This window comes from Mycetohabitans endofungorum, assembly GCF_002927045.1.
Taxonomy (GTDB): domain Bacteria; phylum Pseudomonadota; class Gammaproteobacteria; order Burkholderiales; family Burkholderiaceae; genus Mycetohabitans; species Mycetohabitans endofungorum.
The window spans coordinates 115,653-142,591 of record NZ_PRDW01000001.1; the positions used below are offsets into that span (position 1 = coordinate 115,653).

A 26,939-nucleotide genomic window follows, 5' to 3' on the forward strand; every position below is an offset into this window, starting at 1 on the left:
CATGAAAATCGCTCTTGCCCAGATCAACGTGACCGTCGGCGACTTTGCCGGCAATATTGCGAAAATCGTCGCTGCCGCGCAAACCGCCCACGATGCCGGCGCGTCGCTGATGATCGCACCGGAACTGGCGCTGTCCGGCTATCCGCCCGAAGACCTGCTGCTGCGTCCGGCGTTTTACACGGCAAGCCATGCGGCGCTCAGCGAGTTGGCCATTCAGCTCGCGCGCTTTGCCGGACTGCGCGTGTTAGTCGGCCATCCGTTTCGCAGCGCGCCGACAGGCGATGTTAATCCAAACAGGCCGGTCGAGCGCGGCGTATTGCCGGTGGACACGTTCAACGCGGCGTCGCTATTGGTCGATGGCCAGATTGCGGGGACATACCTAAAGCAAGAACTGCCCAATACTGAGGTGTTCGACGAAAAGCGGTATTTCGCGTCGAATCCGCAACCGTTCGTGTTCGAGCTGGAGGGTGTGAAATTCGGCGTCGTCATCTGCGAGGACGCGTGGCATCCATCGGCCGCGTTGCTGGCGAAGGCGGCGGGCGCCCAGGTGCTGCTCGTATCGAATGGCTCGCCGTACCACATGAACAAGGAGAATGTGCGCGTCGATATCCTGCGCGAGCGCATTCGCGAGACCGGCATGTCGGCCATCTACTTGAATCTGGTCGGTGCACAGGACGAGCTTGTGTTCGACGGGGGCTCGGTCGTGCTCGATGCGCAGGGCGAGCTAGTGGCACGCCTGCCGCAATTTGTCGAGCAGACGGCGATTGTCGAATTCGACGGCGCACAGGCGCAGCGTGGCGAGATCGCGCCGCGCGAATGCGTCGAGGCGCAGGTCTATGCCGCGCTGGTGCTCGGCGTGCGCGATTACGTGAACAAGAACGGATTTCCGGGCGCGATCATTGGGTTGTCCGGCGGCGTGGATTCAGCGCTGGTACTGGCTGTTGCGTGCGACGCATTGGGTGCCGAGCGCGTGCGTGCGGTCATGATGCCGTCCCGCTATACCGCGCAGATGTCCACGTCCGATGCAGCGGAGATGGCGCGGCGTGTCGGTGTGCGCTACGACGAAATTGCGATCGGTCCGATGTTCGACGCGTTTCGCGCATCGCTGGCCGCGGAATTTGCCGGCTTGTCCGAAGATGCCACCGAAGAAAACATTCAGGCCCGCATTCGCGGTACGCTGCTCATGGCGCTATCGAACAAATTCGGCTCGATCGTCTTGACCACCGGCAACAAGAGTGAGATGGCCGTGGGCTATTGCACGTTGTACGGAGACATGGCGGGGGGCTTTGCGGTCATCAAGGATATCGCGAAGACATTGGTGTATCGGCTATGCCGCTATCGGAACGCGGCGCCCACGTTTGCCACGCGCGACATCATCCCGGAGCGGATCCTGACTCGGGCGCCGTCGGCTGAGCTGCGCGAGAACCAGACTGACCAGGACAGCCTGCCGCCGTACGAAGTGCTGGATGCGATCATGCGGATGTACATGGAGGAGGACCGGTCGCTGGCTGAGATCGTCGCGGCCGGCTATGCTCGCGACGATGTTCAGCGGGTTGCGCGGCTGATTAAGATTAACGAATACAAGCGGCGCCAGGCGCCGATCGGGATCCGCGTTACGCACCGCGCATTCGGCCGGGATTGGCGCTATCCGATCACATCACATTTCAGCGAGGCATCCTGAGCATGCGCGGCAACGGCGCTGCACCGCAACGGTGTGTGTGGCGCGGTGCCGCGGCCGGTGGGGTCGCGCACGCGCTCGCGCGCCCCGCGCGCTGGTTAGAATAGCTTCATTCCATTTCAATCGGACAGGCGAGGCACACCATGAAGCGTATCACTGCAATCATCAAGCCCTTCAAGCTCGACGAGGTGCGCGAAGCGCTCGCGGAGGTGGGCCTGACCGGACTGACCGTGACCGAGGTCAAAGGCTTTGGCCGGCAAAAGGGGCATACCGAACTCTATCGCGGTGCGGAGTACGTGGTCGACTTCCTGCCGAAGATAAAGATCGAGGTCGTGGTCGCGAATGACCAGGTCGACCAGACGCTCGATGCGATCATCGGCGCCGCGCGTACCGGCAAGATCGGCGACGGAAAAATCTTCGTCGCTGACATCGAACGGGTGATTCGGATACGCACCGGCGAAGAGAACGAGGCGGCGGTCTGATTCACATCGCTCGCGCTGCGTGCCTCAGTCACGCGGCTCTGGCTGCAGCAGCACGAGTACGGCACCGGCTCCGCCGTCGTGCGCCCGGGCCTGGCAGAAGGCAATCACCTCGGCCTTTTGTGCCAGCCAACTGCGTACTTTGCCCTTGAGCACCGGTTCCTTGCCGATCGAGCCCAAGCCCTTGCCGTGGATCACGCGCACGCAGCGCAGCCCCCGCTTGAGCGACGCACGTAGGAAATCCGCTAGGGCTTCGCGTGCCTCATCGCGGCGCAGTCCGTGCAGGTCGATCTGCGCCTGCACAACCCACGTGCCGCTGCGCAGCTTGCGCACGACGTCGGCTGCCACGCCCGGCCGGCAATAAGACAGTGATTCATCGACGTCGAGCAGCGTTTCCGGATCGAATTCGTCGGACAGTGCCTCATCGAGCACGGCCTGCTCGTCGCGCTGCGTTTGCAGCGGCACGGGGGGCGGCTGCACGCGGGGCAGCGGCGCGCGGCCGGAGGGCTTGAGCGGCGTGATGTCGCCAATCTCGCGGCGGAATTCGGTGGCGGCCTCTTGCGCGGCGCGCTGCTCGCGCTCGGCGTGGTGACGCGCCTGCTCGCGGGCCGTGGCGTCGCTTTTGAGCATGTCGCGCAGCGTACCGAGCGACGCCAGGCTGGACAGGCGCCTGCTGGCGGCAGGGCCGGCAGGGATCGGCGCGGGTATCACCGCGCCAAGCGCGGCTCCCGCGATGGTGGACGGGGCAGCGGGTGTTGGCCGCGCCCGCACGCGGTCATTCGGATGGGCTTTGTCCTTCGGCATGGTCGCCCTCGACTCGATGCTGTCGCTGCGATAGTATCGCGCGACGCTCAGCGGTCCGCTTCGTGGCTCATCACGTGTGGCGCGGCCGTCTCATGGATGCTTTCCAGATAACGCTGTGCGTCCAGCGCGGCCATGCATCCGGTGCCCGCGCTGGTGATCGCCTGCCGATAGATGTGGTCCTGCACGTCGCCCGCGGCGAACACGCCGGCGATCGACGTGGCGGTCGCATTGCCGTTCAGGCCGGCGTTCGTGACGATGTAGCCGTTGCGCATCTCCAATTGGCCCTCAAAGATGTCGGTATTCGGCTTGTGGCCGATTGCCACGAACAGGCCGTGCACCGACAAGTCGGTGGTCTCGCCAGTCTTCGTATGCTTGATGCGCAGGCCGGTCACGCCCGAATCGTCGCCGAGGACTTCATCGAGCACGTGGTTCCACTTGATCTGGACAATGCCTTCCTGCTCCTTCGCGAGCAGTCGGTCGATTAGGATCGGCTCGGCGCGGAACTTGTCGCGACGGTGGATGACCGTGACCTTCTTCGCGATGCCCGACAGGTACAGCGCTTCCTCGACGGCGGTGTTGCCGCCGCCGACCACCGCGACGTCCTGATTCCGGTAGAAGAAACCATCGCAGGTCGCGCATGCGGACACGCCCTTGCCCATGAACTGTTGCTCCGACGGCAGGCCCAGATATTGGGCCGACGCGCCGGTTGCGATGATCAGCGCATCGCACGTGTACTCGCCGGAGTCGCCGATCAGCCGCAGCGGCCGCTCGTTGAGCTTCGCGGTATGGATATGATCAAACACGATTTCGGTGTTGAAGCGCTGCGCGTGGTCGAGCAGCCGCTGCATCAGTTCTGGACCCTGTACGCCGTTCGGGTCGCCGGGCCAGTTCTCGACGTCGGTGGTCGTCATCAGCTGCCCGCCTTGTGCGAGGCCGGTGATCAGCATCGGCGACAAATTGGCCCGCGCCGCGTAGACGGCGGCGCTGTAGCCGGCCGGGCCGGAGCCGAGAATCAGGACTTTCGCGTGCTTGCGTTCGGACATGGCGGTCGATCCTTGTAGGACGGCGGTGCGCACAGCCGCACCGCGCGGCAATGCGTAGGTGATGTCAGGCTCACCATTATAAAGGGGCTGGCCGGCATTGGCCTGATTGCTCTTTTGCATCGGTGTGATAGGCCGACGCCCATCGGCGTGATGCCCCGCCACCCAACGGCGTGATACCCTGCCGCCGATCATCGGCGCGATGCCCCGACGTTCGGCGGCGTTTGGGCGCCTCACTCGGCACGCTGGTGCGCGCTTGCAACACCGGTCTTACAACTTGTTGCGTGGCGCGCCGGTCCGACCGTTTACAATGAAGGCGCTCGAACTCCGGCGGCCGCATGCCGCTCTCTTGTCGATTCAATGGCGAAATCCACGTATTCTCCCGGGGCACAAGCTTTACCGCATCGTCTGTCGCGTTTGCTAAGCGAGATCCGCTGGCTGCTGCAAGTCGCGCTCGGACTGTTCCTGCTGATGGCGCTGGTCAGCTACAGCCGGCGCGACCCGAGCTGGACGCACGCTGTGCAGGTCGACCAGATCGCGAACTGGGGCGGCCGTGTCGGTGCGTGGACATCCGACATCCTGTTGCTACTGTTCGGTTTGTCCGCCTATTGGTGGATTGTGCTGCTGGGGCGGCGCATCGCCGACAATTACCGGCGCATCACGCGTCACGACGCGCTGGACGAGCCGACTGCGCCGCGCGAAGGCGGCTGGTTGGCCGAGATGCTATCGTTCGCGCTCGTGCTCGTGGCCAGCGACGGGCTGGAGGCATTGCGGATGTGGTCGCTTAAGGCTCAGTTGCCCCGGGCGCCCGGCGGCATCGTCGGCGATGCGGTGGCCCACGGCGTGCAGCACGCGCTCGGATTCACCGGCGGCACGCTGGCGTTGCTGCTCGCGTTGGCGATCGGCCTGTCGTTGTTTTTCCGCTTTTCGTGGCTGTCGGTGGCCGAGCGCGTCGGCGATGCGATCATCAACGCGGTGATGATCGCGCAGTTGCGGCGCGACGAGAAGCGCGACCGCAAAGCTGGCCAGCAAGCGGCGGTTAAGCGCGAGGGCAAGGTCGAGCGCAGTCGGGTGCGGCTCGAGGAGCACGAGCCGGTGACGATCGTGCCGGCTGTGGTGACGCCGACCAAGTCCGAACGCATCGCAAAGGAAAAGCAGGTGTCCCTGTTCCAGGACCTGCCGGGTGACAGCACGTTGCCGCCGCTTACACTGCTCGACGCGCCGCCGGCCACGCGGGAAACCGTATCGGCCGACACGCTTGAGTTTACGTCACGACTGATCGAAAAGAAGCTGAAGGACTTCGGCGTCGAGGTCAGCGTGGTGGCCGCCTATCCCGGCCCGGTGGTCACCCGCTACGAAATCGAGCCGGCGACCGGGGTTAAAGGCAGCCAGGTTGTCAACCTCGCGAAGGACCTCGCGCGCTCGCTGTCGCTCGTGTCGATCCGCGTGGTCGAGACAATTCCCGGCAAGAACTACATGGGCCTGGAGTTACCGAATCAGCGTCGCCAGACCGTGCGGCTGACGGAAATTCTGGGCTCCGAGGTCTATGCGAATGCACCGTCACTGCTGACGATGGGACTGGGCAAGGACATCGGTGGCAATCCGATATGTGCGGACCTGGCTAAGATGCCACACCTGCTGGTGGCCGGCACGACTGGCTCGGGCAAATCGGTTGGCATCAACGCGATGATCCTGTCGCTACTGTACAAAGCCAGCGCGGAGCAGGTCCGCCTCATCATGATCGACCCGAAGATGCTTGAGTTGTCGGTCTATGAGGGTATCCCGCACCTGCTGTGTCCGGTCGTCACCGACATGCGGCAGGCCGGTCACGCGCTGAACTGGGCAGTCGGCGAGATGGAACGGCGCTACAAGTTGATGAGCAAGCTTGGTGTGCGCAATCTGGCCGGCTACAACAGCAAGATCGACGACGCAGCCAAGCGCGACGAGAAGATTCCGAATCCGTTCAGCCTGACGCCCGATGCACCGGAGCCGCTCGAGAAGCTGCCGTTCATCGTGGTGATCATCGACGAGTTGGCTGACTTGATGATGGTCGTCGGCAAGAAGGTGGAGGAGCTGATCGCGCGTATCGCACAGAAGGCGCGGGCGGCCGGTATCCATCTCGTGCTCGCGACGCAGCGGCCATCGGTCGATGTGATCACTGGGTTGATCAAGGCGAACGTGCCCACGCGCATTGCGTTTCAGGTATCGTCCAAGATCGATTCCCGCACGATCCTCGACCAGATGGGCGCCGAGTCGCTGCTCGGCCAAGGCGACATGTTGTACCTACCGCCGGGCACCGGCCTGCCGGTCCGCGTCCATGGCGCGTTCGTGTCCGACGACGAGGTTCACCGTGTCGTCGAGAAGCTCAAGGAGCAAGGTGAGCCGAACTACATCGACGGCATTCTGGAAGGGGGCCTGGCTGGCGAAGGCGACGAAGCAGGCGGCGCGGGAACCGGCAACGCGGATGGCGAGTCCGATCCGTTGTACGACCAGGCTGTCGAAGTCGTGCTTAAGCAGCGCCGCGCGTCGATCTCGCTGGTGCAGCGTCACTTGCGTATCGGTTACAACCGCGCTGCGCGGCTGCTCGAACAGATGGAGCAGTCGGGGCTGGTCTCGGCGATGGCATCCAACGGCAATCGCGAAATACGGGTGCCGGCGCGCGGCGGCGATGACTGAGCGCCTCGGGCGGTGCGAGGGCAACGGCCGCCATGCTCGCCGTCGGGTGGGGCCGCAGACAGTGTCGGGGGCGCCACGTGCATGAAATCAACACAGGAAACGCTTTGATGATGGGATCGCTTTTTCGCGCTACGCTGGTCGTGGCGACAGGCGCATTGATTGCTTTGTCTGCCGTACCGTCCGCGCATGCTAGCGGCACGGCGCAATTGAAGGCGTTCGTGGCACAGGTGCGTTCTGCCGATGGCGAGTTCGTCCAGCACCAGGTCAAGGCGGCCGGCGGCAGTGCGTCGCAGGCACAGGTCCAGGCGGCGCGCACGTCGATGGCCACGTCGAGCGGCACATTCCGGTTTGCGCGGCCGGGCAGGTTCGTGTGGGCGTACCAGAAACCGTATGAACAGCTGCTGCAGTCTGACGGCGACAAGCTGTACGTCTGGGACAAGGATTTGAATCAGGTGACCGTGCGGGCGCTCAGTGGCGTGCTGGGCGCTAGCCCGGCCGCCATCCTGTTTGGCAGCAACGACCTGGAAAAGAACTTCACGCTGCGCGATGCGGGCGTCAAACAAGGCATCGACTGGCTCGAGTTGATACCGAAATCGAAGGATACGCAGTTCGAGCGTATCGGCATCGGTTTTCGCGACGGCAACCTCGAGGCGATGGAACTGCATGACGTATTCGGCAATGTGACGCTGCTCACGTTCTCGAGCATCCACAAGAATCCGGCGCTGCCCGCCGATACATTCAAGTTTGCGGCGCCGAAGGGTGCCGACGTGATTAATGGCTGACCGGTGCCTGGCAGATCCGCGGTGGCGCGCGACACGCTGACGTCGTGTCAGCGATCAACGGGTCGAATGTTGTGTGCCGACGCGCATGAGCGTGGCGATTGCTGCGTCCGCCATGAGGCGGCTTGCGGCGGGCGTGCCCGCACGGGCGCATCGGCGGCTGTCATAATGCATGCACGACGTTGTGAAGTGATCCGCTAAGCCCATGTTCGAAGATACCCGCACTGCCATCCCGCTGGCGGAACGGCTGCGCCCGAAGACGATCGACGAGGTTATCGGCCAGCGCCACCTGCTTGGCGAAAACAAGCCGTTGCGAGTGGCGTTTGAGTCTGGCGAGCCGCATTCGATGATTCTGTGGGGGCCGCCTGGCGTGGGCAAGACGACGTTGGCGCGCTTGATGGCTGCCGCATTCCGCGCCGAATTCATTGCGCTGTCCGCCGTGCTCTCCGGCGTCAAGGATATCCGCGAGGCGGTCGATCTGGCGCAGGCCCATCGCGCGCGCGGGCGGCAGACATTGGTGTTTGTCGACGAAGTCCACCGCTTCAACAAGAGCCAGCAGGATGCCTTCCTGCCGCACGTGGAGTCCGGCTTGTTCGTGTTCGTCGGCGCCACGACCGAGAATCCATCGTTCGAGGTCAACAGCGCCTTGTTGTCCCGCGCGGCGGTCTATGTCCTCAAGAGCTTGGACGATGATGAGCAGCGCGCATTGCTCGAGCGCGCGTTCGCCGAATTGGGCGGCGGGTTGACCATCACGGACAGCGCGCGCGACGCGCTGATTGGCTCTGCCGATGGTGACGGACGCAAGTTGCTCAACAACGTCGAAATCGTCGCACGCGTCGCGCACCGTGCGAAGACCACGTCAATCGACGATACACTGCTTGGCTCGGCGTTGGCCGACAATCTGCGCCGCTTTGACAAGGGCGGCGATGCGTTCTACGACCAAATCAGCGCATTGCACAAATCGGTGCGGGGCAGCCACCCCGACGGTGCATTGTATTGGCTGTGCCGGATGCTCGACGCAGGCGCCGATCCGCGTTACCTCGCGCGCCGCATCGTGCGCATGGCTTGGGAGGACATCGGGCTGGCCGATCCCCGCGCCGCGCGCATTGCGCTGGATGCGTCGGAAACGTACGAGCGGCTGGGCACCCCCGAAGGGGAGCTTGCCCTCGCGCAGGCGGTGCTGTATTTGGCCGTCGCGCCGAAGTCGAATGCCGGCTATAACGCATACAACGCGGCGCGGCGGTTCATCTCGCAGGACAGGTCGCGGGCGGTGCCGGTGCATCTGCGCAATGCGCCGACCAAGCTGATGAAGGAGCTCGGCTATGGCCATGCATACCGCTACGCGCATGACGAGCCCGACGCTTATGCGGCGGGTGAAACATACTTGCCGGACGGCATGCGCGAGCCCGGCTGGTATGCACCTGTGCCGCGCGGACTGGAGCAGAAGATCGGCGAAAAGCTAGAGCGCCTGCGCGGGCTGGACCAGGCGTGGCGTCGCGAGCATAAGCACGGGGAAGGTTGAACATGTGCCCGGCCGCAGGCTGCACGCTGCGGCATGACGGCAGCGCAGCACGACGGCACGACGACGCGGGGGCACGAGGTGCACTGCCACCCGGCCTTTGGGCGGCGGCGATCCGTGCTGTCGGTAAGGTAAAATCTGCAGTTCATCCAACGTATTGCAAAGCTCCCCATGCTCGACATCACGCTGCTCCGCAAGGACATCGACGCGGTTGCCCAACGGTTAGCCGATCGCGGCTACACACTGGACGTCGCTGCGTTCCAGGCGCTCGAATCCGAACGCCGTCGGCTCCAAACGCACACCGAGGAACTGCAGTCGCGCCGCAACAGCCTGTCCAAGCAGATCGGCGCGATGAAGGGGCGCGGCGAGGATACCTCCGCGGTGATGGCGCAAGTCGCGGGCATCGGCGACGAGATGAAGGCGTCGGCGCTACAGCTGGATGAGGTCCAGGCGAAATTATCCGAGCTGGTGCTTGGCATCCCGAATCTGCCGCACGAGTCCGTGCCGGTCGGCGCGGACGAGGCAGGCAACGTCGAGGTGCGGCGCTGGGGCACGCCGCGCACGTTTGATTTTACGGTAAAGGATCACGTGGACCTCGGTGTGCCGCTGGGGGTCGATTTCGAGGCAGGCGCAAAGTTGGCTGGCGCGCGTTTCACGTTGCTGCGCGGCCAGGCGGCGCGCCTGCATCGTGCGCTCGCGCAGTTCATGCTCGATACGCACACGCAGACGCACGGCTATACCGAGTGCTATACCCCCTACATTGTGAACCCAGAGATCTTGTACGGCACCGGCCAGTTGCCCAAGTTCGCCGACGACATGTTCCGCGTCGAGAAGGGGGGCGGCGACAGCAAGGTCACGCAATACTTGATCTCGACGTCGGAGATCTCGCTGACCAACACGGTGCGCGACAGCATCGTCGACGCGGATCGATTGCCGATCCGGCTGACCGCGCATTCGCCGTGCTTTCGGTCCGAGGCCGGCGCGTACGGGCGCGATGCGCGCGGCATGATCCGGCAGCATCAGTTCGACAAAGTCGAGATGGTGCAGATCACGTTGCCGGACAGTTCATACCAGGCGCTGGAGGAAATGGTGGGGCATGCCGAAACGATCCTGCAGCGGCTGGAGTTGCCGTACCGCGTGATCACGCTGTGTACCGGCGACATGGGGTTCTCGGCGGCAAAGACGTACGATCTCGAGGTGTGGCTGCCGGCGCAGCACGCCTATCGCGAGATTTCGTCGTGCTCAAACACCGAGGCGTTCCAGGCGCGCCGCATGCAGGCGCGGTTTCGCAACGCACAAGGCAAGCCCGAATTGGTCCATACGTTGAACGGTTCCGGGCTGGCGGTCGGTCGCACGCTGGTGGCGATTCTAGAGAACGGCCAGAATGCCGACGGATCGGTCACAATTCCGGCGGCGTTGCGCCCATACATGGGCGGTGTTGCGCGGCTGGAGCCCGGTGCGTGAGCAGATAGGTGTAAAAGCCTGGCGCGTAAAAATCCGCTTGGAATTGCTCAGCGGATTGTCTATAATGCTTGACTTCGCTGAGCCGCGACCCGATCAGCGAAGATCAAAATCCCAGGAAAGGTGGCAGAGTGGTCGAATGCGCCGGACTCGAAATCCGGTATACGGTTCTCCCGTATCGAGGGTTCGAATCCCTCCCTTTCCGCCACAGACAAGGCTTTCAGCCGAATAGAGCCGCCCCCGCAGGCGGCTTTTTTGCGTTGTTGAGTCGAGTGCGCATCACGATGCCCGAACACGCCGCGCTCGGAACACGCGCCGCTTAGTAAGGGGCGGCCCATGCTCACCAGCGCGGCTGGGCATGTGCAACTTACGAACCTTTCTTTACCTGTTCCTTCGCATCACCCCACGTCTGCTGGGTCTTGCCGACGGCCTGCTGAGCATCGCCTTTCAGTTCATGAGCCTTGTTTCCGGTCACCTTCCCGGCGACCTCGTTGGCTTTCCCCTTGACCTGTTGGGTTACGCCTTTGATTTGGTCCTTGTTCATAGATTTCTCCTGTTTGATTGCCCGGCCTAATCGCAGGCCGGTATGTGTATGGTGTCGCAAGCATCGTTCCTGCTCGGCTTGAACTGCCGTCAGTGCTTTGCGCCGCTGCGCAGGCGTATTTCAATCATGCGCTCGGGCCGAAGCCGATGAGCGGCGTACGATTCGCCGCGCGCTGCGGCCGCGGTGGCAAGCGACTCCCGGTCGGTCATTGTTGACTCGAACGCCGGGTGTGGCGATTCGACGGGTGTTACAACGCCATGGTCTATAAGCTCGTAGCTATCACGCAGCGCAATGAGCGGCAATTCGCCACCGACGCGACTGTCGAAGCCGCCAAGTCCACGGGCCGGCGTGGAGACAGCGTTGTCCAGCGTGGCCTGCGACACAATGGCCTGGATGTTTCGGCCGGTCTTCTTCGCTTCCGCGTTCTTGCCGTCGGTGTCCACCGTGTTATCGGTAGCATCGTTGTTGAGCAGGTCAGTGCCGCGTGGATGAGCCGCCTGCACGGGGTCCGCGGGGTCGTCGATGCCTGCGCGGGGCTCGCATGACGTTGCACCGGGTGACGACGTAGATTGCATATTGCCCAACCCGGCTTCTTTTCCGCTCGACGCTCGCTCGATGTCGTTCACTTGTGCGCGCGCCGTTTCAGTTTCTGGCTTTTTCAACGGGCTTTCTGCTGCCTGGCGTCGTTGCTCGGGCTGGGGCGGGTTTTTGTCTGTCGAGTCCATTGGATCGCTTCGATTAAATAATCACCATCCTCATATAGCAAGCTTCATTCCATGACGGCAAGCGAAGCTATGAGCCGTCACGCCATCATTTAGGGCAAATACGGCCAATCTTTCGCAGTGTCACCCCGCAGGCCTGTAAAATACGGCAAATTTTTTGCAATTTTCTATGTCGGCCAAGAAATCGCCCTTTTTCGAACTGCGCAGCGGTACGCTGGACACGCTTTTGTTCGTCGTGAAGACGACCGATCTGGCCGAGATGCGCGCTGAACTGAGTCGCCGCTTCGACGCGACACCGGAGTTTTTCGCCAACGACGTGGTCGCGATCGACGTGCGGCGCCTGCCGTCGGACCAACGCGTGCTGGTCGCAGAAGTGGCCGAGATGCTGAAGGCATTCCGGATGCATCCGGCCGGCATCGTCGCGAACGACGCACAACGGTCGTGGGCACAACTTGATGCACTGCCGTTCGTCGAGTCACGTGAGCGGCGTGCGGCACGCAGCGACGAGCCCGCGGCTGGGGCGTTGTCACAGGCTGCGTCGACCGTGTCGCAGGCCACGCCGTGCGACATGATGGCCAAGCCACAGGGCGACGCTGCAGCCGACATCGAGCGGGGCGGCAGCAGCGCGACACTGGTGATCGACAAGCCGCTGCGTTCGGGGCAGCAGGTCTACGCAAAGGGCGACCTCGTGGTGTTGGGACTGGTCAGCTACGGGGCGGAAGTCATTGCTGAGGGCAACATCCACATCTATGCGCCGCTGCGCGGACGCGCACTGGCGGGCGTGCATGGCAACCACGGCGCACGGATCTTTTGCACGTGCTTGGAGCCGGAACTGATCTCGATTGCCGGTATCTACCGGACCACCGAGACGCCACTCGGGCCCGATGTGCTTGGCAAGTCGGTACAGATCCGGTTGGTGGACGAGAAGTTGATCATCGAGCCTCTGCGGTTGACGTAGCGGCAATCCGTATTAGAAGGCAGGAAGACATCCGCCTCGACAGTGGCGGAGCACATTGACGAATACAAGGTAACGGTATGGCAAAAATCATTGTGGTGACTTCGGGCAAGGGCGGGGTCGGCAAGACGACGACGAGCGCAAGCTTTGCGTCTGGACTCGCGCTGCGCGGGCATAAGACGGTCGTCATCGATTTCGATGTCGGCCTGCGTAATCTCGATCTCATCATGGGCTGTGAACGTCGTGTTGTGTACGACCTGATCAACGTGATCCAGGGTGAAGCGAACCTGCACCAGGCGCTAATCAAAGATAAGAAGTGCGAGCAGTTGTACATCCTGCCCGCATCGCAGACGCGCGACAAGGACGCGTTGACGCTGGAGGGCGTCGAGAAGGTCATCAACGACTTGATCGAAATAGGCTTCGAGTACATCGTCTGCGACTCGCCGGCCGGGATCGAGTCTGGTGCGTTGATGGCGATGCACTTCGCGGATGAAGCGTTGATCGTCACGAACCCCGAGGTATCGTCGGTTCGGGATTCGGACCGCATCCTCGGCATCCTGGCATCCAAGACACGCCGCGCGATCGAGGGTAAGGAGCCGGTCAAGGAGCACCTGTTGATCACGCGCTATAACCCAAAGCGTGTCAGCGAAGGCGAGATGCTGTCGCTGGACGACATCCAGGAGATTCTGCGGATCCCGTTGATCGGCGTGATCCCGGAATCTGAGTCGGTGCTGCACGCGTCGAACCAGGGTGTGCCGGCGGTGCATTTGGACGGGACCGACGTGGCCGAGTCGTACAAGGACGTGATCGCGCGTTTCCTTGGGGAGCAAAAGCCGCTGCGGTACATTGATTATCACAAGCCGGGTTTGTTGCAACGGCTGTTCGGCAGCAAGTAAGGGGGGGAAATGTCAATTCTTTCTTTTCTGCTCGGTGAGAAACGCAAGTCCGCGTCGGTTGCGAAGGAGCGCTTGCAATTGATCATCGCGCATGAGCGTGCGGCCGGACGGGCGCCGGCCGACTATTTACCGGCGCTGCAGCGCGAGCTTGTCGCGGTGATCTCGAAGTACGTAACAATCTCGAACGACGACATTAAGGTCCATCTCGAGCGGCAGGACGATCTCGAGGTGCTTGAAGTCAAGATCGAGATTCCGCAGGCGTGATCGCCGCCCCGGCCGTGTGCGCGGCGCGTGACCAGCGGCTCATGTTGTGTTCCGTGACGCCGCTTCAGTCAGCGGCGCATAGCACCTATGCTCGGAAAGCCTAAAGGCTGCTATAGCATGTAAAGAGCTTGTTCGCCCGTATGGATATTATTAGCGTCCATCGGGTTGCCCTTTACTTCTGCATAGATAGACGCAATGCGATTTGCGGCGACTGACTCGGAAGGAGTCGCATGCGCTGTCGCAACCAACAAAAACACCGAGTGGTTGTGATACAGTACTTCCCGCTCGCGCTCATCGTGTGGGTTTAAAAATAATAACGGTTTTCCGGATATACCGTTGAATTCACAGATATGGACTGTACTGTCTTCCATTTGTAGTGTATCGGCGGCGCCAAGCTCGGGATGCAGTTCAGAGGTCGTTGACATGAACCGCGGATAGCTTGTTGCGGTTGTGCCAGGCGTATATTTTGATAAATGCTCGGATATTCCCTTCGCGTCATCCAGCAGTGAAAAGCGTAAGGTACGCGTTTTGCAAGTGGGAAGTTGATCAAGAGCAGCCCTTAGTTTTTTCTCTTCTTCATACATGTCCAATCCGGCTTCATGGTTGGTGGGGTCTTTTATTGAAATTCTTTGACCGGTTTGCGCATAGTGGGTCAGTGCACTGTTCAATTCCTCGGTATAGTCATTGTCCCCTGCAGTCCAGTGTTCAAGGGCCTTCAGTGCTTCGGCATCTTGTTCAAGGTGGTCTACCGCTTCGGAGAATCGGTCTTCGTACTCCTCCGAGGTTGATGGATTTTCGTTCGTACCCACATGCCATTTTTCCGGAAATAGAATATTTTCTAGGCGTGCCTGAAGTGCGTTGGGATCGTGCAATGGAATATTGTAGTGATCGCAAGCAACAGCCATATTTCTAAAAATTTTTTTGTCCCGTCGGGGAAATTGGTATTCGACATTAAATTCTGAAATATTTTGGGGATTGCAGAGATCGATGCACGCTGTCATGGGTTGATGCGGTCTGGCCGCAATGAATGTCTCAGTCAAAAGAACGCTAATATCCGTGCTTTGGACATATTTGCGCCATGCTCGTGAACCGTAGCACGCTTGGTCCAATTGAATTATGTGGCCCAGTGCGCCCGGTGATATCCGCATTGGTCGGTGCGTGGCGGTTGGCTTCTTGGCAACAAGATTGGATGACTGAGTGACTCGGGACGTCCTTAGTTTATCTAATTCGCCTGCATGAATCGCTGATGCGACGATTCTCCTAGGCGCAGACTCTTTATTTGGCTCGGACGCTTGCTCCAATGTATCGTTATTTTCATGCGTTAAAACTGGCTGCTGTCCGATTTGGAAGTTCAGCATACATATCCCTATCGAAAGGTTAGATGCTGTCATGCTAGTTGTGGGAATCGTCGCGCTCACGATAGACGCGAATTAAACCGTGCGCTGACGAAATCCTGCCGAGTACTATGCCGCCTGGTATGCACGGGCGCTTGCATTTTTGTGTAGTGTCTTTGGGCCTAACCGTTGCACGCACTCCGGATAGAAGTCGCAACGAACGACGCTAGCATCTCGCCGACCCGCAGCCTAACGATGGATAGAAGCGCTCCCAGCGCAGCAGTATCGCCACGCGGCTTGGTGATCACTTCGGCCGGGGTTGGAATACGCGGATGAAGCCAGCGATCGGCTTTTGCCTTTCGTTCGATCCTGCCGGAACCGGCGAAGAACTTTGCCGTGTCGGTGGTCAATCCGCACGATTGCCTCATTAAACGCAGCGTTCCTGCGCGAACTGAAACTTTCCCGGAATCTTTTCCAGCCGAGCCGACTCCACGACGTAACTGGGCAATGGAGTACAGCGGTTGGTGACGGCAATGCGGGAGCGGTGAATGACGACGCCTATACGACGCTCAATCGAGGTCGATTTCCTTCGGGGCGCGGTACTGATTATGATCGCGCTGGATCACATCTGCGGCAGCTCGCTTGCCAAGTTCATGCTGCATAACTACGCGTTTTGTGATGCCGCGGAAGTGTTCGTGTTCCTGGGCGGCTATGCGTCAGCGGCTGCCTATGCGGCGATCGAAGCGAACCGCGGCGGGCGGGCCGCAACCCTGCGCTTTCTGTCGCGCAGCGTGCAAATCTATCGCGCCTATTGGCTGACCGCGGCGTTGATGCTTGCCTCGGGAGCGATGATCGCCGCGCTGCGCTTGCGCACGCCGATGTTGGCCGAGAGTGAATGGCCGTTGTTCGCGGCGCAGCCAGGGTCGATGATCCGTGACATCGCGTTGTTTCGGCACCAGCCATACTTGGCCGCCGTGCTGCCCATGTACGCGTTCTTTGCACTCGGCGCCGGCGTTGCGGTGCCCTACGCACGCCGTGCACCCGTCGTCACGTTATTCGGTAGCCTCATCGTATGGTTGTTAGCGCCAGTGCTGGGGCCGCTGCTGCCCAGCGCCAGAGCGGGCGGCTGGGGATTCAATCCGTTCGCGTGGCAATTCATGTTTGTATGCGGGATGCTGGTACGGTTGCATCCCGTGCCTCCAGCGTTCTATGCGTCGCACACGGCTCGCGGATTGATGCGGATCGCCATTGGCACCGCGCTCGGCTTTGCGTTCTCTAAGGTGGTGCTGCAAACCCAGCCGATGCCGGGCATCATGAAACAGAACCTTGCGCCGCTGCGAATCGTCAGCTTTGCCGCGTTGGCGTGGCCCGTGGCCGTCGCGATCCAGCGCGGCTGGCTCCGTGCACTGGCCAGCCGGATGCGGGACGTCGTCAACGTGGGACAGCAAGGGATGCCGTGCTTCGTGGCCGGCGCGTTCATATCGATCGTCATCGATACGGCGCTGCGGGCCAGTGGTCCGCACCGGATGCCGTTCGTTGCGGGACTGTGCGGCGACGCGTTGGCGATCGGCACGGTGATCGCCACGGCGCGGCTGACCCGGACGCTGAAGCGGCGCGCGGGGGCCACGCGTGGCGGGCCCGCCGTGTCGCGGTCCGGACAGACGTCGACGATGCCGGCCGGTATACGGCCTACACAAGCCCTTCAGGGGACCGACGTCGGCGCGGGTGGGTTATGGCCGCGCCGGCAGCCGGACGCATCGCGCTGAACCGGCGCATGACAGCGTCTGCTTCAAGGGCCGCCTTGTCGGGCGTCTTTCAACTTGTATGCCGACACCGTTGAGGGTGGGTCGGGAAGAAGAAGGAACGGCCGAGACCGTATGGCGCGATGTGAGCGTGAGGGCACCTGGGACTGGAGGCTCCTTGGGCGTTGCGGTCCGCGTCCCTGTCATCTGTGCGCGGGAATGCACGCGCGCGCAGTGGCGCGCATTCCTGTCGGCGGGAGCGGCGCTTGCTGACGGATAGCTACGTGGTGGACGGTGTGCGCCGTTCCGGAATCAGGAGAAGCCATGATGGAAAACGATGCGCCGACGAAACATCCCACGCCCGCGCGTCATAGCGATAACGAAAAGAGCAGGATGCCAGAGCGTCATGACAGCGACCGTAAGCAGGCGCCGCATGATCACCCCGGCAAGGCACCGGGCGAAGGGGAAGTGCCGGTCGGCTGACGATCGGCACCGGTGGCCTTGCAGCAGGCGACTTGCATCGCGCCGGAGGTGCGATGCAAGTCGGTCTTGTGCAGCCTATCGCACGCGGCACGGTCGCGGTGTTGATCAGAACTTGTAGCGGAGGCTGAAGAATAGTGGCGCACTACCGGAAGCGTGCCGGTCTTTTTACCCGGTAGAATCCTTTCCCGGCATGATCGCGTTCGGAACATAAGCATCGAAATGGTTCCGATAGCAATGGCTCATACCTTGCATTGCCGCTTTGGCGGTCGGATTGTCGCCAGCGCCGACAAGTTCCGCGCAAGCAGCCGCAACCTCATTCAGAACTCGTGTCGTTTCAGGCACGTATGGAAGGTCAATTCCGCTGTCGTGCTGTACCCTGATGATATGGTATCGGACTAGTCCAGGCATCGTCCACGCGCTAATTAGGAACTCTTGCACGGTGATCGGCTTGCCGCCAACCTCGACGGTCAATGCATGGTGTTTTTCATCGTAACCTGCTCACTCCAATGCTTCGCAACTGTCGATTGCGCGTTCAGCGTGTCACGAATGAGATCCCAGTAGTCAGTTTCATGTTGTATATCTAACAATCAAGAACGATTGCAGTACAGCTGCGACAACGCATTATCCGACTGTTTACAGTCGAATGTCGTACTGTTACCACTGCTATGTGGATCTTGTCGTAACCGATGCTAAAGGCGAGTAATAAACGGTCGCAAAGACGACATACAGCACTATGAGCCAACCGAGTTGCGGAGCAGCATCGCAACCACAACAAAGAATGCCAATACGCCGAACATGATTGGCACTCGCCAGACGTAACAGCATTCCCGGAAGTTCATCGCATCGCCCTAAGCATCGAATCACCGCCGCATCATGACGTCAATGACAATCATTCGCGATGTTGATCGACGGTCCGACCGCTTCTAACCGGCTCGCAAGGACAGTTTTTGCCTATCGCATGGCCAAATCATGTGGTCGAAAGTCGCTAGGCTGATGGGGGTTGGAGGGGCCGGTTTGCTTGCACAAGTCGAGTTACAAGCATTCAACTTTCTTTGAAACCCTTTTAAATCAAGGATTTGACAGTGATGTTGGCGGAAGCGGTGAGATTCGAACTCACGGACGGTTGCCCGTCGCTGGTTTTCAAGACCAGTGCCTTAAACCACTCGGCCACGCTTCCCAGAACGCAATATTGTAGCCGATTTGCGCGCGTGCTGAAAATGGGCCGGCAGGAGACTGCGCGCGCCCACCCCGACTGGCTGCTACGAGATCGTGCGCATGCCGTTTCATGCAACCAAGACGAGCATGCGCGCCGGTTCACGCGTCATCCTTCAGGAACAATGCCTGCAGGTCGTTCAGGAAACGCTGGCCGAGCGACGTCGGCGCGATACCCGCATGATCACGGCGGATCAAGCCACGGCGTTCGGCTTGCGCAAGAGCGGGCTCGACCGATGTCATCGTCATCCCGGTCCGCTCGATGAACCGATGCACCGGGAAGCCTTCGGTGAGCCGCAGCGCATTGAGCATGAATTCGAACGGTAGGTCACGCGCACTGACTTCGTGCTGTTCCTGGATCGGTACGCCCGCGGCAGTCTGCGCCAGATAGGTGGCGGGGTGTTTGTAGCGCATCTGTCGCACGATCCGTTCCGGAAAAGACAGTTTCGAATGTGCGCCTGCGCCGATGCCCAGATAGTCGCCGAATTGCCAGTAGTTCAGGTTGTGCCGGCTTTGCCGGTGCGCTTTAGCGTACGCTGACACTTCGTAGCGGTGGTAGCCGGCTTCACGCGTGCGCGCATGGATCCACTCCTGCATGTCGGCCGATGTGTCATCGTCGGGCAGCGCAGGGGGATACTTGTGGAAATAGGTGTTCGGCTCCAGCGTGAGGTGGTACAGCGACAAATGGGGCGGTGCGAATGACAGCGCAGTCTCCACGTCCGCCTGACATTGCGCCAGTGTCTGGCCCGGCAGCGCAAACATCAAGTCCAGATTGAAGTTGTCGAAACTCGAGCGCGCGATCTCTACCGCGCGGCGGGCCTGCGCTGCGTCGTGAATGCGGCCCAGTGCTTGCAGGTGAGCGTCGTTGAAGCTCTGGATGCCGATCGAGAGCCGGTTGACGCCGCTGCTGCGAAAGCTCGCGAACTTGGCGGCTTCGAACGTGCCGGGATTTGCCTCGAGCGTGATTTCCGCATCTGCGTCCAGTGGCAGCAACGCGCGTAGGTCTGACAACAGCCGGTCAATCGCCTGTGCCGACAGCAGGCTCGGTGTCCCGCCGCCGATGAACACGGTATGGACCGGCCGTCCCCAGATCAACGGCAACGCCGCTTCTAGGTCGGCGCGTAGCGCGTCCAGATACTCGGTTTCAGGAAACTGCGCGTCGTTTGGATCGCGTGTGAACGCGTGCGAATTGAAGTCGCAATACGGGCACTTGCGCACGCACCATGGAAAATGCACATACAGGGACAGCGGCGGCAGTGCGGTGAGCCGGATGCGTCCCGGTGCAATGAACGCGGACACCGCGCCGCCCGATCCCGGCGCGTCGGTGTGCGCGAGCGGTGAGGGACGTGCGGGTGCGTGTCCCGCGATGGGATGATTCATCATGCGTTCTTCAATCGACGGATCAACTCTGCCAACGCCAGCGCGCGATGACTATGGGCGTTCTTCACTTCCGGCTGCAACTGGGCGGCGCTTGCCTGCAGCGCAGGGACATAGAACAGCGGGTCGTAGCCGAAACCGTGCCCGCCACGGGCCTCGGTGAGGATTTCGCCGTGCCAGCGACCGTCGGCGATCAACGGCTCGGGATCGTCGACATGGCGCACCAGCACTAGCACGCAATAATAGTAGGCGCGCCGGTCGGCGTGCGCGCGCAACATGTCGAGCAGGCGCGTGTTGTTGGCCGCATCGGATTTCTCGCCACCGGCTAATTGCGCATAGCGGGCTGAATAGACGCCTGGGGCGCCGCCTAGCGCATGCACGCATAACCCCGAATCATCGGCGAGCGCGGGCAAGCCGGTGACGCGTGCCGCGTGGCGCGCTTTTTCCAGTGCGTTCTCGATGAACGTCGGATGGGGCTCGGGCGCTTCGCCCACGCACAATGCGTGCTGCGGCACGAGATCGATGCCAAGCGCGTTCAGCGCAGAAAATTCGCGCAGCTTGCCAGGGTTGTTCGACGCCAGCACGATGCGCGACTGCGCAGATCCGAGATGGCCGTTCATGACTGCAGCGCCTTTTTTTGCAGCTCGATTAGTCGCATGATGCCGGACTCGGCGAGATCGAGCAGTGCGTTCATCTCGTCGCGGCTGAACGGTTCGCCTTCGGCCGTGCCCTGCACCTCGACGAAGCGGCCGGCCCCGGTCATCACCACATTCATGTCGGTGTCGCAACGTGAGTCTTCTGCGTAGTCCAGATCGAGCACCGGCGTCGCGCCGTGGATGCCGACCGATACCGCCGCGACGTGGTCGAGGATCGGCGTCGCGGTGAGCTTGCCGTGCGCCAGCAGCGTACTCACCGCATCGTGTGCGGCGATGAATGCGCCAGTGATGCTCGCACAACGTGTGCCGCCGTCGGCCTGAATCACGTCACAGTCGATATGCAGCGTGCGCGGGCCCAATTTCTCCAAGTCAAACACCGCGCGCAGCGCACGACCGATGAGCCGCTGGATTTCCTGCGTGCGGCCGGTCTGCTTGCCACGCGCCGCCTCGCGATCGCTGCGCGTGTGCGTCGCGCGCGGCAGCATGCCGTACTCGGCGGTGAGCCAGCCGCGCCCACGATCGCGCAGGAATTCGGGCACTTTCTCCAGCACGCTGGCGGTGCAGATCACTTTTGTGTCGCCGCATTCGATCAACACGGAACCTTCGGCATGCTTCGTATAGTGGCGCGTGATGCACACGTCTCGCAGTGCGTCGGCGGCGCGGCCGCTGGGCCGCGGAGTCGGGACTTTCATATTGGAACGGTCGGAAAGTGGATGCGGTTGGAGGTCAGCTGCGCCGACCCGAAACCCGCATCTTAGCGCTAAACGCGGATTGCCCTCGGTGGCCCGATGCGTTCCATCGATGCTGGCCGCCGTTGCCGGGGGCAGGTAGGCGTTCAGTGCGATAATTGTCTTTTTACCAGAACTTTTCGCGAGGCGCACAATGATCTACAGCATGACGGGCTATGCGAGCGTGACGCGGGAACTGGTCGTCGACGGCGCCTCCGAGGTCGGCGGCACTACCCATACTGCCAGCGTATCGGTCGAGTTGCGCACCGTGAATTCGCGGTTTCTCGACATCAATTTTCGCATGCCTGAAGAGGTGCGCACGTGCGAGCCGACGTTGCGCGAAATGCTGATGAACCGCCTTTCGCGAGGCAAGGTCGACATCCGTATCAACGTGCAACGCAGCGAGCAGGCGGCGCTGGCCGGCTTGCTCAATCGCGACGCGTTGCTGCAACTGGCGGCGCTGGAGCGCTCCGTGCTGGATGTGTTTCCCGGCGCGGGTGGCCTGCGCACCAGTGAAATCCTGCGTTGGCCCGGCGTGATCGCCGATAGCGGCCTGTCGGCCGCGTTGCTGCGCGACGCGGTGCTGGCATGCGGTAAGCAGGCTGTGGACGAGCTGGTCAACGTGCGTGGCCGCGAGGGGGCGCAACTGGCCACGATGCTGCTGGCCAACGTGGCCGAGATGGAGGCGATTGTCACCCGTATTACGCCATTGGTGCCCGAGCTGGTCGCGCGTCATCAGCAAAAGATTGTCGAGCGGTTGCAAGTAGCACTCGGTGTGGCGGTGTTGGATGGCTCACCACAACTCGTCTCGCATGAGGAAATCGCTGAACGGATCCGCCAAGAGGTGACGATGTACGGCATCCGTATTGACATTGCCGAGGAGCTGTCGCGGCTGAGTGCGCATTTGGCCGAGACTCGCCATGTGATTGAAAAGGGCGGCCGGGTTGGCAAGCGGCTCGATTTCATGATGCAGGAACTGAACCGGGAAGCGAACACGCTGGGGTCCAAGGCCGCGGCGAAAGAACTGGCCGACGCGTCGATGACGCTGAAGCTGCTAATCGAGCAGATGCGCGAGCAGGTTCAGAATTTGGAATAGTCTGACACGATGACGAACAATCGCAATCCCTACGCCGGAGAATATCCCGGTAACCTGTTCATGGTGGTCGCACCATCCGGTGCGGGTAAGTCGACGCTGGTCAACGCGCTATTGGCGTGCGACCCGTCGATCCGGCTGTCGGTGTCGTACACTACCCGGCCGCCGCGGCCGAACGAGACAAACGGTGTTCAGTATCATTTCATCCCGGCGTCCGACTTCCTCGAGCGCCATGCCCAGGGTGAATTCCTCGAGAGTGCCGAAGTCCATGGCAACTACTATGGCACGTCGCGCGTGTGGATCGAAGAGCAGATGAAGCGTGGCGTAGATGTGCTGCTCGAAATCGATTGGCAGGGCGCGCAGCAGGTGCGCAAGCAGTTCCGAAACGCGGTCGGCATCTTTATTCTGCCGCCGTCGCTCGATGCGCTCGAGGAGCGTCTGCGCAAGCGTGGGCAGGACGAGCCGAACGTGATTGTGCGCCGGCTGCTGGCCGCCGGCAGCGAGATCTCGCATGCGCCCGAATTCGAATACGTGTTGATCAATGAGAATTTCGATCGTGCGTTGACCGAAATGCAGACCGTGGTCGCCGCGACACGGCTGCGTTTCGCATCGCAGCGTGCACGCCACGAGAAGCTGTTCGTCGAGTTGGGCATTCACTCATCGCAGGCGGATTGATCGCGCGGTGAGTTAAAATAGATTTATAGCAACAAGGAATTCCAATATGGCTCGCATTACCGTCGAAGACTGCCTGGAACATATCACGAACCGCTTCGAGCTTGCGCTTGCGGCGACGTATCGTGCGCGCCAACTCGCGCAGGGCCACACACCAAAGATCGAAAGCAAGGATAAGCCGACGGTACTCGCGCTGCGCGAGATTGCCGAAGGAAAGGTTGGCATCGAGATGTTGAAGAAAGTGCCGGTCTGACCGGCACACCCGCCATGTGACGACACTGCGCAACAGATCTGGAGGCGCAAATGAGTTCCAATCCATCGCACGCCTCCACGTTGTCGTCCGCAGCGCGCGCTACTGACGAGGCCGCGTCGCATCGCCCGCAGGCCGGGGCGAAACACCCGTCCACGTCACCGGCCGGCGCGCATGCGTCGGACGGCGCTGGCAAGGCGACCAGAACGTCGCCTGCACGCGCGTACATCGATGCAGTGCTCGAACAATCGTTTCGGCACTTGTTTGGTCCGACCGCCACGCCCGAGCAGCCACGCAAGCACGAAGTCGTATCGATCGCGAAGCTGACCGAAGAGTTGGGCTCGTACATGACACCAGCCGAGATCAAGGAGATCAAGGCCGCGTTTCACTTCAGCGACGAGGCCCACCTGGGCCAATATCGGCAAAGCGGCGAGCCGTACATCACGCACCCGGTGGCGGTGGCCGAGATCTGCGCCGGCTGGAAGCTGGACTCGCAGTCGATCATGGCCGCGCTGCTGCACGACGTGATGGAAGACCAGGGCGTCACGAAGACGGAACTGGCTGAGCGTTTCGGTCCGAAGGTGGCTGAGCTGGTCGACGGGCTGTCCAAGTTGGACAAGATGGAATTCCGCAACCGCGAGGAGGCGCAGGCGGAAAATTTCCGTAAGATGTTGCTTGCGATGGCGCGGGACGTGCGCGTCATCCTGATCAAGCTTGCCGACCGGCGGCACAATATGCGCACACTCGGTGCGGTGCCGCCTGAAAAACGTCGGCGGGTGGCGCGCGAGACGATCGATATTTATGCACCGATTGCGCATCGGCTTGGCCTCAACAACACGTATCGTGAGCTACAGGAGCTGAGTTTCGCGAATTTCAATCCGCGCCGGTATGCAACCCTTGAGAAGGCCGTCAAGGCGGCGCGCGGCAACCGGCGAGAAGTGGTTGGCAAGATCCTCGAGGCGGTGCAGCGTTCGCTGGCCGACGCGAAGATCGATGCTGACGTGACCGGGCGTGAAAAAACGATTTACAGCATCTATCGAAAGATGCGCGACAAGCAGTTGTCGTTTTCGCAGGTGCTCGACGTGTACGGTTTTCGCGTGGTCGTTGACACGCCGATGGAATGCTATATGACGGTCGGCGTATTGCATTCGTTGTACAAGCCGGTGCCGGGCAAGTTCAAGGACTACATTGCGATTCCAAAGGTCAACGGATACCAGTCACTGCATACCACGCTGGTCGGCCCATTCGGCACGCCCATCGAGTTCCAAATCCGCACGCTGAAGATGCATGAGATCGCCGAGGCGGGCGTTGCGGCACATTGGATGTACAAGAACGGCAGCGCGGATCTGAACGACGTGCAAAAGCGGGCGCACCAGTGGCTCAAGTCGTTGCTCGACATTCAGAGCGAGGCAGGCGACTCCAGCGAGTTCCTTGAGCACGTGAAGATCGACCTGTTTCCAGACGCGGTCTACGTGTTCACGCCCAAATCGAAGATCATGGCGCTGCCGCGTGGCGCGACTGCGCTGGACTTCGCGTATTCAGTGCATAGCGATCTAGGTAACCAGTGCGTTGCCGTCAAGATCAACAACGAGTTGTTGCCGTTGCGCACCGAGCTTAAGAGTGGCGATATCGTCGAGGTCATCACGGCGCCGTACTCGAAGCCGAACCCTGCTTGGCTGGGGTTTGTCCGGACCGGCAAGGCGCGTTCGGCGATTCGCCATTACCTGAAGACGATGCGCTTGAACGAGTCGGTGCAACTCGGTGAGCGGCTCGTGGAACAGGTGCTCAAGGCGTACGGGTTGTCACTTGCCGAAGTTACGCCGGAGATCTGGGACAAGATCGCGCACTCGACCGGCAATAAGTCGCAGCAAGAAGTATTCGCCGATATCGGGTTGGGACGTCGCATTGCAGCGGTGCTCGCCAAGCGGATCGAATTGTTGCTTAGCGGCCGTGACGGGGACTCCGACGAGCACCCGCGCCCCGATGCGCCGGCTCATGCCAGCGGTGGACCGCCGGTATTGATTACCGGGACGGAGGGGATGGCGGTGCAACTGTCGCCCTGCTGTCGGCCGATTCCCGGCGATGACATCATGGGCTACATTGGAATGGGCCTCGGCATGTCGATCCATACGACCGATTGCCGTGTCGCACAGCGTATCCATCGGCGCGATCCCGGTCGCTGGATCGATGTCGCGTGGGCGCCGCAGCCGGGACGTTTGTTCGATGTAGCGGTCAAGGTGCTAGTTAAGAACACGCGCGGCGTTTTTGCACGCGTGGCCGCCGATATCACGGCCGCTGATGCGAATATCGTGCACGTGGCGATGGATGAGGATCTGGCCCAAGAATCGATGGCGCTGCGCTTTCTAATCCAGGTCAGTGACCGGGTCCATTTGGCGAATGTGATCCGGCGTACCCGGACCAATCCTGATGTGATCCGGATTGGCCGTGAGCGGGCGTCCGATGACGGCCACCATCGGCACGACGGTGGAATGCGCATCGAGCGTGACCGCGGTGACTATTGACGCGTAACGGGAGTTCGTACGGCCCCGGCTGTTCGCGGCATACTGCCAGTGCTACGGGTTGCCGCTGGACCGCTGGACGGCTTCTCGTGCGGTGCGATATCCGTCCGTGTTACACAAAGCAAAAAGGCCTTCCGGTTGGAAGGCCTTTTTTAAAGAAGTGGCGCGGCTGGCAGGATTCGAACCCACGACCCCTTGGTTCGTAGCCAAGTACTCTATCCAACTGAGCTACAGCCGCGCGAAGAAGTGAAATTATAGCAACTTCTTTGAAGATGTGAAGCCCCTGGCGCGATTTTTTTGCATGCCGGTGATGAGCAGACGCCGGATGCCGGCCATCAAGCGTTTGCCCGTTCGTATAATAGTCAAAAGGACATTCCATAGTTTCAGTCGATTCGCACAATGAACAAGGCATTTGTGAAGGAAAGCGATGATTCGGCGCAAGACGACGACCTGCCGCAACCGGAAATGCCGACTGGCGCAAAAAACTATATGACGCCAGAGGGTTACCGCCGCCTGAAGGACGAGTTGCTGCAATTGATCGACGTCGAGCGGCCCGAGGTCGTGCGCACGGTATCGTGGGCCGCGTCGAACGGCGACCGGTCCGAAAACGGCGACTATATTTATGGCAAGCGGCGTTTGCGCGAGATCGACCGGCGCATCCGTTTCCTGACCAAGCGGCTCGACTTAGCCGAGGTCGTCGACAGCAGTCGGCAGGAAAACACTGACCAGGTGTTCTTTGGCGCAACAGTCCACTATGCAACATCCGACGGCGCCGAGAACCAGATCACCATTGTGGGCGTCGACGAGGTGGACCTGGACCGGGGGCGAGTCAGCTGGATCTCGCCGATTGCGCGGGCGTTGTTGAAAGCGCGGATCGGGGACACCGTGTCCCTACACACGCCAGGCGGGATTGAGCAAATTGATGTCCTCGACGTGCAATATCCAGCCGCCTCGCACTGAGTGCGTGTGGGTGTGCTGCACGTGGGCTGCTGTCACGAGCGCTCACGGGCTGCTGTCATGACAGCGCTTGCGGCAGAGTGATAGATAGTAAAAAAG

At 61.3% G+C, this 26,939-nt stretch carries 24 protein-coding genes and 3 tRNA genes; 17 read left to right on the forward strand and 10 right to left on the reverse strand.

Features of this window, described 5'->3' with window-relative positions:
• Position 1 precedes the first annotated feature (1 nt).
• Positions 2-1,681 carry an NAD+ synthase gene (locus tag B0O95_RS00540; protein ID WP_104076133.1) on the forward strand — a complete coding sequence of 560 codons (1,680 nt, stop codon included), beginning with the start codon at positions 2-4 and terminating at the stop codon, positions 1,679-1,681.
• 140 nt (positions 1,682-1,821) lie between these two features.
• Positions 1,822-2,160: a P-II family nitrogen regulator gene (locus B0O95_RS00545; RefSeq protein WP_104076134.1), complete on the forward strand. Its 339-nt coding sequence runs from the start codon at positions 1,822-1,824 to the stop codon at positions 2,158-2,160.
• A 24-nt stretch (positions 2,161-2,184) separates the two neighbouring features.
• On the opposite strand, the gene B0O95_RS00550 is transcribed toward B0O95_RS00545, so the two are convergent.
• Positions 2,185-2,961, reverse strand: coding sequence for a Smr/MutS family protein (locus B0O95_RS00550; protein ID WP_199180391.1), 777 nt, complete (start codon positions 2,959-2,961; stop codon positions 2,185-2,187).
• 47 nt (positions 2,962-3,008) lie between these two features.
• Positions 3,009-4,004, reverse strand: a complete 996-nt coding sequence (gene trxB, locus B0O95_RS00555; RefSeq protein WP_104076324.1) for a thioredoxin-disulfide reductase — start codon at positions 4,002-4,004, stop codon at positions 3,009-3,011.
• A gap of 357 nt (positions 4,005-4,361) precedes the next feature.
• Between trxB and B0O95_RS00560 the strand changes: the two genes are divergently transcribed.
• From B0O95_RS00560 to B0O95_RS00580, 5 genes are all read left to right on the forward strand, one after another.
• Positions 4,362-6,677: a DNA translocase FtsK gene (locus B0O95_RS00560; protein ID WP_104076135.1), complete on the forward strand. Its 2,316-nt coding sequence runs from the start codon at positions 4,362-4,364 to the stop codon at positions 6,675-6,677.
• A gap of 107 nt (positions 6,678-6,784) precedes the next feature.
• Positions 6,785-7,459 (forward strand): outer membrane lipoprotein chaperone LolA, encoded by a 675-nt coding sequence (lolA, locus tag B0O95_RS00565; RefSeq protein WP_104076136.1) that lies wholly within the window; start codon positions 6,785-6,787, stop codon positions 7,457-7,459.
• A 202-nt stretch (positions 7,460-7,661) separates the two neighbouring features.
• Positions 7,662-8,978: a replication-associated recombination protein A gene (locus B0O95_RS00570; RefSeq protein WP_104076137.1), complete on the forward strand. Its 1,317-nt coding sequence runs from the start codon at positions 7,662-7,664 to the stop codon at positions 8,976-8,978.
• Between the two features lie 168 nt (positions 8,979-9,146).
• A complete protein-coding gene (serS, locus tag B0O95_RS00575) occupies positions 9,147-10,439 on the forward strand; it encodes a serine--tRNA ligase (RefSeq protein ID WP_104076138.1) in 1,293 nt (430 codons plus the stop codon).
• 114 nt (positions 10,440-10,553) lie between these two features.
• Positions 10,554-10,644: transfer RNA gene (locus B0O95_RS00580), tRNA-Ser, on the forward strand.
• 159 nt (positions 10,645-10,803) lie between these two features.
• On the opposite strand, the gene B0O95_RS00585 is transcribed toward B0O95_RS00580, so the two are convergent.
• Together B0O95_RS00585 and B0O95_RS00590 are read right to left on the reverse strand one after the other, a co-directional pair.
• Positions 10,804-10,980 (reverse strand): CsbD family protein, encoded by a 177-nt coding sequence (locus B0O95_RS00585; protein WP_104076139.1) that lies wholly within the window; start codon positions 10,978-10,980, stop codon positions 10,804-10,806.
• 89 nt (positions 10,981-11,069) lie between these two features.
• Entirely contained in the window at positions 11,070-11,705 is a 636-nt protein-coding gene (locus B0O95_RS00590) for a DUF3005 domain-containing protein (protein WP_104076140.1), read from the reverse strand.
• A gap of 166 nt (positions 11,706-11,871) precedes the next feature.
• Between B0O95_RS00590 and minC the strand changes: the two genes are divergently transcribed.
• The 3 genes from minC (at position 11,872) to minE (ending at position 13,817) form a co-directional block, all read left to right on the forward strand.
• A complete protein-coding gene (gene minC, locus B0O95_RS00595) occupies positions 11,872-12,660 on the forward strand; it encodes a septum site-determining protein MinC (protein WP_104076141.1) in 789 nt (262 codons plus the stop codon).
• 77 nt (positions 12,661-12,737) lie between these two features.
• Positions 12,738-13,553: a septum site-determining protein MinD gene (minD, locus tag B0O95_RS00600; RefSeq protein WP_104076142.1), complete on the forward strand. Its 816-nt coding sequence runs from the start codon at positions 12,738-12,740 to the stop codon at positions 13,551-13,553.
• Positions 13,554-13,562: 9 nt separating this feature from the next.
• On the forward strand, positions 13,563-13,817 hold the full coding sequence (minE, locus tag B0O95_RS00605) for a cell division topological specificity factor MinE (protein WP_104076143.1): 255 nt from the start codon (positions 13,563-13,565) through the stop codon (positions 13,815-13,817).
• 110 nt (positions 13,818-13,927) lie between these two features.
• Here the strand turns inward: minE and B0O95_RS00610 are convergent, their stop codons facing one another.
• Positions 13,928-15,175 (reverse strand): hypothetical protein, encoded by a 1,248-nt coding sequence (locus B0O95_RS00610; RefSeq protein WP_146063945.1) that lies wholly within the window; start codon positions 15,173-15,175, stop codon positions 13,928-13,930.
• A gap of 524 nt (positions 15,176-15,699) precedes the next feature.
• Here B0O95_RS00610 and B0O95_RS00620 point away from each other — a divergent pair.
• Together B0O95_RS00620 and B0O95_RS15975 are read left to right on the forward strand one after the other, a co-directional pair.
• Positions 15,700-16,917: an OpgC domain-containing protein gene (locus B0O95_RS00620; RefSeq protein WP_104076146.1), complete on the forward strand. Its 1,218-nt coding sequence runs from the start codon at positions 15,700-15,702 to the stop codon at positions 16,915-16,917.
• Between the two features lie 303 nt (positions 16,918-17,220).
• Complete coding sequence (locus tag B0O95_RS15975; RefSeq protein ID WP_199180406.1) at positions 17,221-17,376, forward strand: hypothetical protein; 156 nt, start codon at positions 17,221-17,223, stop codon at positions 17,374-17,376.
• Between the two features lie 1,089 nt (positions 17,377-18,465).
• Here the strand turns inward: B0O95_RS15975 and B0O95_RS00630 are convergent.
• The 4 genes from B0O95_RS00630 to rph all read right to left on the reverse strand — a co-directional run bounded on the left by B0O95_RS00630 (position 18,466) and on the right by rph (position 21,313).
• A tRNA-Ser gene (locus tag B0O95_RS00630) sits at positions 18,466-18,553 on the reverse strand.
• Between the two features lie 137 nt (positions 18,554-18,690).
• Positions 18,691-19,971, reverse strand: coding sequence for a radical SAM family heme chaperone HemW (gene hemW / locus B0O95_RS00635; RefSeq protein WP_370641729.1), 1,281 nt, complete (start codon positions 19,969-19,971; stop codon positions 18,691-18,693).
• Positions 19,968-20,585 carry an RdgB/HAM1 family non-canonical purine NTP pyrophosphatase gene (rdgB, locus tag B0O95_RS00640; RefSeq protein WP_104076147.1) on the reverse strand — a complete coding sequence of 206 codons (618 nt, stop codon included), beginning with the start codon at positions 20,583-20,585 and terminating at the stop codon, positions 19,968-19,970. The genes hemW and rdgB overlap by 4 nt, the downstream gene beginning before the upstream one ends.
• Positions 20,582-21,313, reverse strand: a complete 732-nt coding sequence (rph, locus tag B0O95_RS00645; RefSeq protein ID WP_104076148.1) for a ribonuclease PH — start codon at positions 21,311-21,313, stop codon at positions 20,582-20,584. The genes rdgB and rph overlap by 4 nt, the downstream gene beginning before the upstream one ends.
• 190 nt (positions 21,314-21,503) lie before the next feature.
• Here rph and B0O95_RS00650 point away from each other — a divergent pair, with 190 nt between their 5' ends.
• Genes B0O95_RS00650 through B0O95_RS00665 form a run of 4 tightly spaced genes read left to right on the forward strand, consistent with a single transcriptional unit; the run spans position 21,504 to position 25,886 of the window.
• Positions 21,504-22,445: a YicC/YloC family endoribonuclease gene (locus B0O95_RS00650; RefSeq protein WP_104076149.1), complete on the forward strand. Its 942-nt coding sequence runs from the start codon at positions 21,504-21,506 to the stop codon at positions 22,443-22,445.
• 9 nt (positions 22,446-22,454) lie between these two features.
• The gene (gene gmk / locus B0O95_RS00655) at positions 22,455-23,117 is read left to right on the forward strand and encodes a guanylate kinase (protein ID WP_104076150.1); all 663 of its coding nucleotides are present in this window, start codon (positions 22,455-22,457) and stop codon (positions 23,115-23,117) included.
• A gap of 46 nt (positions 23,118-23,163) precedes the next feature.
• Entirely contained in the window at positions 23,164-23,367 is a 204-nt protein-coding gene (gene rpoZ, locus B0O95_RS00660) for a DNA-directed RNA polymerase subunit omega (protein WP_104076151.1), read from the forward strand.
• A gap of 50 nt (positions 23,368-23,417) precedes the next feature.
• Positions 23,418-25,886, forward strand: a complete 2,469-nt coding sequence (locus B0O95_RS00665) for a RelA/SpoT family protein (RefSeq protein WP_104076152.1) — start codon at positions 23,418-23,420, stop codon at positions 25,884-25,886.
• A gap of 158 nt (positions 25,887-26,044) precedes the next feature.
• Here B0O95_RS00665 and B0O95_RS00670 read toward each other — a convergent pair.
• A tRNA-Arg gene (locus B0O95_RS00670) sits at positions 26,045-26,121 on the reverse strand.
• Between the two features lie 161 nt (positions 26,122-26,282).
• Here B0O95_RS00670 and greB point away from each other — a divergent pair.
• Positions 26,283-26,843, forward strand: a complete 561-nt coding sequence (gene greB / locus B0O95_RS00675; RefSeq protein WP_104076153.1) for a transcription elongation factor GreB — start codon at positions 26,283-26,285, stop codon at positions 26,841-26,843.
• The last annotated feature ends 96 nt before the right edge of the window (positions 26,844-26,939 follow it).